A 1,089-nucleotide genomic window follows, 5' to 3' on the forward strand; every position below is an offset into this window, starting at 1 on the left:
GTTGGGGGGAGAGCGCAGGGGCACGAACGTGTGGGCCGAGGGCTGTCACCAACTGCGGACCTCCTTGGGAGAGGGGCCGAGGGGCCGGATTACTCAGGTAGACGTCGGAAGGTCCGGGGAAGTTCCCCGCCTTTTGTCCGACACGTCCGTGACCGGCCGCTCCGCGCGGAGCGGCCGGACCGCCCGACCCCGGGCCGTCACTGCTGTTCGACGGGCACCGACGTGGTGGGGCGCGGCACCCGACGCGCCCCAGGGTCCCACGGGTGGAAGGCGCGCCGGTACACGCGCCCGGACCACGGGGCGCCGGTGGCGGCGCCGGAGAGGGCGCGGGGGTCCGCGCCGGTGCGGCTCTCGCGGCCGGTGCCGCGGACCGCGCCCGGACGCCCGCCTCCGCACGGACGGGCGTCGGCCGGGAACGCCAGGGTCCTCAGCGGCGGTGCCTTGCGTGGGCGCTTCCGCGCCTCAGCCGCGCGGGCCGCGCAGGGCCACCAGGTCGGGCTTGCCCGAGGCCAGCATCGGCAGGGAGGCGCGCACCTCCAGCTCGCGGGGAGCGGCGTAGGCGGGCAGGCGCTCGCGCACCCACGAGCGCAACTGCTCCAGGGAGGGCGGCGCGTCGGGGTCGGCGGGCACCACGACGGCGCTCACCCGCTCGCCCCACTCGGGGTCGGGTCGGCCCACCACCACCGAGTCGGCCACCGCGGGGTGCTCCAGCAGCCGGGCGTTGACCTGCCCCGGCACCACCTTGTGGCCGCCGGTGTTGACCACCTCGTCCACGCGTCCGAGCACGCTCAGGCGCCCGTCCCCGTCCAGACGGCCCAGGTCGTTGGTGCGCAGCCACCGCGTCCCGTCGGCGTCGGTGACCAGGGCGCCCGGATCGGCGCGGACCCCGGGCGCCAGGCGGTAGCCGCTCAGCAGCACCGGCCCCGACAGCAGGATCCGCCCGGCCCCGTCGGCCGAGGGGGACTCCACCCGCACCCGTACCCCGTCCAGCGCGACGCCGTCGTAGACGCACCCGCCGCAGGTCTCGCTCATGCCGTACGTGGTGACCACCCGGCCCCCGGCCCCGCGGGCCTCCCGCAGCAGGGCGGG

1 pseudogene is annotated in these 1,089 nt (G+C 77.6%); it reads right to left on the minus strand.

Annotation, left to right across the window (positions count from 1 at the left end):
* Positions 1 to 462: 462 nt before the first annotated feature.
* Positions 463 to 1,089: pseudogene (locus DQW06_RS27950) on the minus strand (AMP-binding protein); the annotation flags it as partial.

Source organism: Nocardiopsis sp. TNDT3 (genome assembly GCF_003427465.1).
Lineage (GTDB): Bacteria > Actinomycetota > Actinomycetes > Streptosporangiales > Streptosporangiaceae > Nocardiopsis > Nocardiopsis dassonvillei.